This is a genomic window from Streptomyces africanus (genome assembly GCF_002150735.1).
Taxonomy (GTDB): Bacteria; Actinomycetota; Actinomycetes; order Streptomycetales; family Streptomycetaceae; genus Streptomyces; species Streptomyces africanus.
The window spans coordinates 1-5,102 of the sequence record NZ_MUKA01000218.1; the positions used below are offsets into that span (position 1 = coordinate 1).

Sequence of the window (5,102 nt, forward strand, 5' to 3'; positions counted from 1 at the left end):
CACCAGGGCCGGCCCTGGTGCGGGGGCTCCGGTGCGGCATGGGGCCCGGTGTGGCCGCCGCCCTTGCCCATGTCGGACAGGCCCTCCAGCATCCAGGCGCGCAGGCGACTGGGTGGAGCGGGCTCCGTACGGCTCGGTGACGGGTGCTCAGTGGTGGCCATCGACGTGCTCCCGGTGTGCGGTTCAGCGTGGTTCCGGCCATCACTCGACGGCCCGATCAGCGTAAGCGGAGCGTGATGCCATGGCCTGTGGATGAGGTCACTGCGGGCGTCAAGCTTCCGTTAAGACTGGCGGTGGGGCCGGTGGTACGGGGGCGTGGGGCGTCAAAACACGTGCTGAGGGGCCGTTGGGGCACCGATCGAGTGGCGCAGCCTGGCCTGCGGGCTAGGGGCGTGCGCCCGCCGAGGGGTGAACACCCTCCGTGATCGCGCTCGCGCGGGTCGCAGTGCGTCGGCCTTCTTGTTGCCGGAGGCGGTGACCTCTACAGTGCACCTTCGTAACGTTCGCCGAACCAGCCGAAACATTCGTACTCTTCCCCGACTCTCGTCGAAGGGGCTTGTGCTGCTGGAGAGGCGGTTGCCAGTCAAGACCCGTACGCCGTCGGGAGATTGACCGTGCACAAGGGGTTGCCAGTGTTTGGCGCCTGTCTCTAGGGTGCGGCATCAACGAAGCTTTCTGGATCTCTTCCGAAACTTTCGATCCAGTGGACGGACGCGGGAGCGCCGTCCCGTACCCAAGGAGCGCATGATGGGCGACCCGGCACTGTCCCGCCGCGGCTTCCTGGCGGCCTCCGCCGCAGCCGGTCTCGGAATGACGACACTGAGCGCATGCGGCGGGGACTCGGACGGAGGGTCGTCGGGGACGACCACGATCGAGTGGTGGAACATCTCCACCACCGAGCCGGCCAAGACCGTCTGGGCCGCCCTCGCCCGGAAGTTCGAGGCGCAGAACCCCAAGGTCAAGGTAAAGATCGTCCAGCTGGAGAACGACGCCTACAAATCGAAGATGACGGCCCTGACCTCCTCCGGGAAGCTGCCCGACATCTTCCACACCTGGGGCGGCGGCGTGCTCAAGCAGCAGGTCGACGCCGGACTCGTCGAGGACCTCACGGACCGGACCAAGCCCTGGGGTGACGCCCTGCTGCCGGTGGCCAAGGAGCCCTACCTGCTCGACGACAGGGTCTACGGCATCCCGTTCGACATCGGCATGATCGGCTTCTGGTACAACAAGGCGCTCTTCGCGAAGGCAGGCATCAGCGCGCCCCCCACCACCTGGAGCGGCTTCCTCGACGCCGTACGCAAGCTGAAGTCCGCCGGCGTCACGCCCCTGGCGCTGGCCGGCAAGGAGAAGTGGCCCGGCATGTACTACTGGGCCTACCTGGCGATGCGCGCCGCCGGCGCCGAGGCGCTGGAGAAGGCCTACGCCGACAAGGACTTCACCGGCGCCCCCTTCGTCGAGGCGGGAGAGCACCTCAAGGAGCTCGTCGCCCTCCAGCCGTTCCAGAAGGGCTTCCTCGGTGCCGCCTACTCCAGCCCCACCGGCCAGGCCGCCGCCGTCGGCAACGGCAAGGCGGCCATGGAACTCATGGGCCAGTGGGCGCCCGTGGTGCAGGCCGACGCGGGCAAGGGCCTCGGCAAGGACCTCGGGTTCTTCCCGTTCCCCGCGGTCGAGGGCGGCAAGGGCGCCATCACCGAGGTGTTCGGCGGAGGCGGCGGGCACGCCCTGCGCCGGGGTGCCCCACAGGCGGCCGTCGACTTCCTGAAGTTCTTCGCGTCCGAGGCCACCGACCTGGAACTGGTCAAGAAGACCGGCACCCTGCCCGTGGTACCGGCGGCCGAGAGCGCCATCGCCGACCCCAACATCAAGGCCGTACAGGAGCAGTTGAAGAAGGCCACCGGCTTCCAGCTCTACCTCGACCAGGCGTACGCGCCCGCCGTCGGCCAGGAGGTCAACGACAGCGTCGCCGCGCTCATCGCCGGTTCCCGGTCGCCGGAGCAGGTCGCCCAGTCGATCACGAAGACCACGAAGGAAGAGCAGTAACCGGCGATGACCTCCACGTTCCTGCCGGACAAACGGACCGGCCGCGACGCCGGACTCCCGCCCCCGGCCACGGACCGGTCCCGGAGCCGGGCCCGGCGACGGGCACTGAACTGGCTGACCGCGGTCGGCTTCCAACTGCCAGCCCTCGTGCTGTTCATGGGGCTCGTCCTGCTGCCGATGCTGTTCGCGCTGTACGCCGCGTTCTTCCGCTGGGGCGGCTTCGGCATGCCCTCCGAGTACATCGGCGGCGAGAACTTCACCCGGCTCCTCCAGGACGACGTCTTCCTGGGCGACCTGTGGCGCTGCCTGGTACTGGTGGTGCTGTCGCTCCTCGTCCAGCTGCCGTTCGCGCTCGCCATGGCCGTCCTGCTCAACCAGCGGATGCGCGGCCGGGCGGTGTACCGGATGCTGTTCTTCGCCCCGTACGTCCTGTCCGAGGCCATCACCGGAATCCTCTTCGGCATGATCTTCGCCCCGGACGACGGCTTCGCCGACCAGGTCCTCGGCAAGGTCGGACTGGACGGGCTGGGCGGGGAGTGGTTCGCCGATCCGTCCACCGTCATGGCGACCCTGTTCCTGGTCATGACCTGGAAGTACTTCGGCTTCCACATGATGCTGTACCTGGCCGGGCTGCAGGCCGTCCCCAGGGAGCTGACCGAGGCGGCGCTCATCGACGGGGCCGGCCCCTGGCAGCGCTTCCGCAACGTGACGCTGCCGCTGCTCGCGCCCACCCTGCGCATCAGCGTCTTCCTGTCGGTCATCGGGGCCATCCAGCTCTTCGACCTGGTCTGGGTGACCACCGCGGGCGGACCGGACCACCACTCCGAGACCATGGCCGTGACCATGTTCCAGTACGGGTTCAAGCGCTACCAGGTCGGCTACGCCAGCGCGGTCAGCGTGGTCATGTTCGGCATCAGTCTCGTCTTCGCCCTCGCCTACCAGCGGTTCGTGCTCCGGCGCGACCTGGAAGGGGCCACGACCACCATGCGGGGAGACGGAAAGTGACGCACAGTCGGACATCCCGCAGGGGCAGGAACCTCCCCCTGCACCTCGTCCTGGTCCTCGTCGGCGCGGTCATGGCCGTCCCGCTGCTCTACGCCGCGCTCTCCGGCTTCAAGACCACCGACGAGCTCTCCCGCAACCCGGTCGGCCTGCCCGAGTCGTGGGTGACCTCCAACTACACCCAGATCCTCGGCTCGGGGGACTTCTGGCGGCTCATCGGCAACAGCACGCTGATCGCGGTGGGCACGACCGTCCTGGTCGTCGCGGTCTCCGCGCTGTCGGCCTTCTCCTTCGCGCGGTTCGCCTTCCGGGGCCGGGAGGCGCTGTTCACGCTGTTCACGATGGGGCTGATGTTCCCCTTCGCGGTGGCGGCCCTGCCGCTGTTCCTGCTGCTGCGCTCCCTGGACCTGCTGGACAACCCGCTCGGCGTGATCCTCCCGCAGGCGGCCTTCGGGCTGCCGATGACCATCATCATCCTGCGCGGCTTCTTCCGGCAGATCCCGGGTGAGCTGGAGGAGGCGGCGACGCTCGACGGATGCAGCTCGTTCGGTTTCTTCTGGCGGGTGCTGCTGCCCATGGCGCGGCCCGCGCTCGGCACCGTGTCCGTGCTGGCCGTCGTGACCAGCTGGAACAACTTCTTCCTGCCGCTGCTGGTGTTCACCGACGCGCAGTGGTGGACCCTGCCGATCGGCGTGCAGCAGTTCCAGGGGCAGTACTCCGCGCAGTACGCCAAGGTCTTCGCCTATCTGGTGCTGGCCATGGTCCCCGCCCTCGCCTTCTACTCGGTCGCCGAGCGTCAGCTCGTCGGCGGCCTCACCGCGGGCGCGACGAAGGGCTGACACGCGCCGCGGACGTACGGCTCACCCACCCATCGATCGTGAGGAGTCGCACCATGCGCAAGACCGCCACACGGCTCAGACTCGCCGGGGCGCTCGCCGCCGCGCTGATGCTCGGAGGCATCGCCACCGGCCCCGCGGCCCAGGCCGGCGAGGAGCACGGCAAGGAACCGACCCTCGCCGACCTCGCCCAGCGGCACGGCCGCTACTTCGGCAGCGCGACGGACAATCCCGAACTCGTCGACGCGCCCTACACGGCCCTGCTCGGCAGCGAGTTCGACCAGATCACCCCCGGCAACGGCATGAAGTGGTACGCGACCGAGCCCCAGCAGGGCGTGTTCGACTTCTCCCAGGGCGACGAGATCGTGAACCTCGCTCGCGCCAACCGGCAGAAGGTGCGCGGCCACACCCTCGTCTGGCACAGCCAGCTGCCCGAGTGGCTCACGGGGCGGGAGTGGACGGCCCCCGAGCTACGTGCCGTGCTCAAGAAGCACATCCAGACCGAGGTACGGCACTACCGGGGCAAGGTGTTCGCCTGGGACGTCGTCAACGAGGCGTTCAACGAGGACGGTACGTACCGCGAGTCGGTCTTCTACAAGACACTCGGGCCCGGTTACATCGCCGACGCGCTGCGGTGGGCGCACCAGGTCGATCCGCGCGTCAGGCTGTACCTCAACGACTACAACATCGAGGGGATCGGCCCGAAGAGCGATGCGTACTACAAGCTGGCCAAGGAACTGAAGGCCAAGGGCGTCCCGCTGCACGGCATCGGCCTCCAGACCCACCTCGCTCTCCAGTACGGCTATCCCAGCACCCTGGAGGACAACCTCCGCCGCTTCTCCCGGCTCGGCCTCGACACCGCGCTGACCGAGGTCGACATACGGATGCAGCTGCCCGCGACGGAGGAGAAGCTGACCCAGCAGGCCGAGTGGTACCGGGACCTGACCGAGGCCTGCCTGGCGGTGCGCCGCTGCGTCGGCATCACCCTCTGGGACTACACGGACAAGTACTCGTGGATCCCGGCGTTCTTCCCGGGCGAGGGCGCGGCCCTGCCGTGGGACGAACAACTGGCCCCGAAGCCGGCGTACTTCGCGATCCGTGAGGCGCTCGGGGGGAAGTAGAGGGGGTGGGTGGCGCCCCGGTGTACGGGTCGGGTCGGGGCGCCAGCCGGACCGTGCCGGGGGGCTTGTCGGCTTCCGCCCAGTCGGGCCGGTTCGTCACGTG

At 68.8% G+C, this 5,102-nt stretch carries 4 protein-coding genes; all 4 read left to right on the plus strand.

Annotated elements, in window-relative coordinates:
• Positions 1-747 precede the first annotated feature (747 nt).
• Entirely contained in the window at positions 748-2,040 is a 1,293-nt protein-coding gene (locus tag CCL05_RS25565; protein ID WP_086562843.1) for an extracellular solute-binding protein, read from the plus strand.
• Positions 2,041-2,046: 6 nt separating this feature from the next.
• Positions 2,047-3,045 carry a carbohydrate ABC transporter permease gene (locus CCL05_RS25570; RefSeq protein WP_086562840.1) on the plus strand — a complete coding sequence of 333 codons (999 nt, stop codon included), beginning with the start codon at positions 2,047-2,049 and terminating at the stop codon, positions 3,043-3,045.
• Positions 3,046-3,116: 71 nt separating this feature from the next.
• A complete protein-coding gene (locus CCL05_RS25575) occupies positions 3,117-3,881 on the plus strand; it encodes a carbohydrate ABC transporter permease (RefSeq protein WP_244204402.1) in 765 nt (254 codons plus the stop codon).
• A gap of 53 nt (positions 3,882-3,934) precedes the next feature.
• The gene (locus tag CCL05_RS25580; RefSeq protein ID WP_086562842.1) at positions 3,935-4,999 is read left to right on the plus strand and encodes an endo-1,4-beta-xylanase; all 1,065 of its coding nucleotides are present in this window, start codon (positions 3,935-3,937) and stop codon (positions 4,997-4,999) included.
• The last annotated feature ends 103 nt before the right edge of the window (positions 5,000-5,102 follow it).

Bases quoted from the DNA above. Each gene is read 5' to 3' on its own strand.
- CCL05_RS25565 (WP_086562843.1), top strand. From the start codon at position 748: ATGGGCGACCCGGCACTGTCCCGCCGCGGCTTCCTGGCGGCCTCCGCC.
- CCL05_RS25570 (WP_086562840.1), top strand. From the start codon at position 2,047: ATGACCTCCACGTTCCTGCCGGACAAACGGACCGGCCGCGACGCCGGA.
- CCL05_RS25575 (WP_244204402.1), top strand. From the start codon at position 3,117: ATGGCCGTCCCGCTGCTCTACGCCGCGCTCTCCGGCTTCAAGACCACC.
- CCL05_RS25580 (WP_086562842.1), top strand. From the start codon at position 3,935: ATGCGCAAGACCGCCACACGGCTCAGACTCGCCGGGGCGCTCGCCGCC.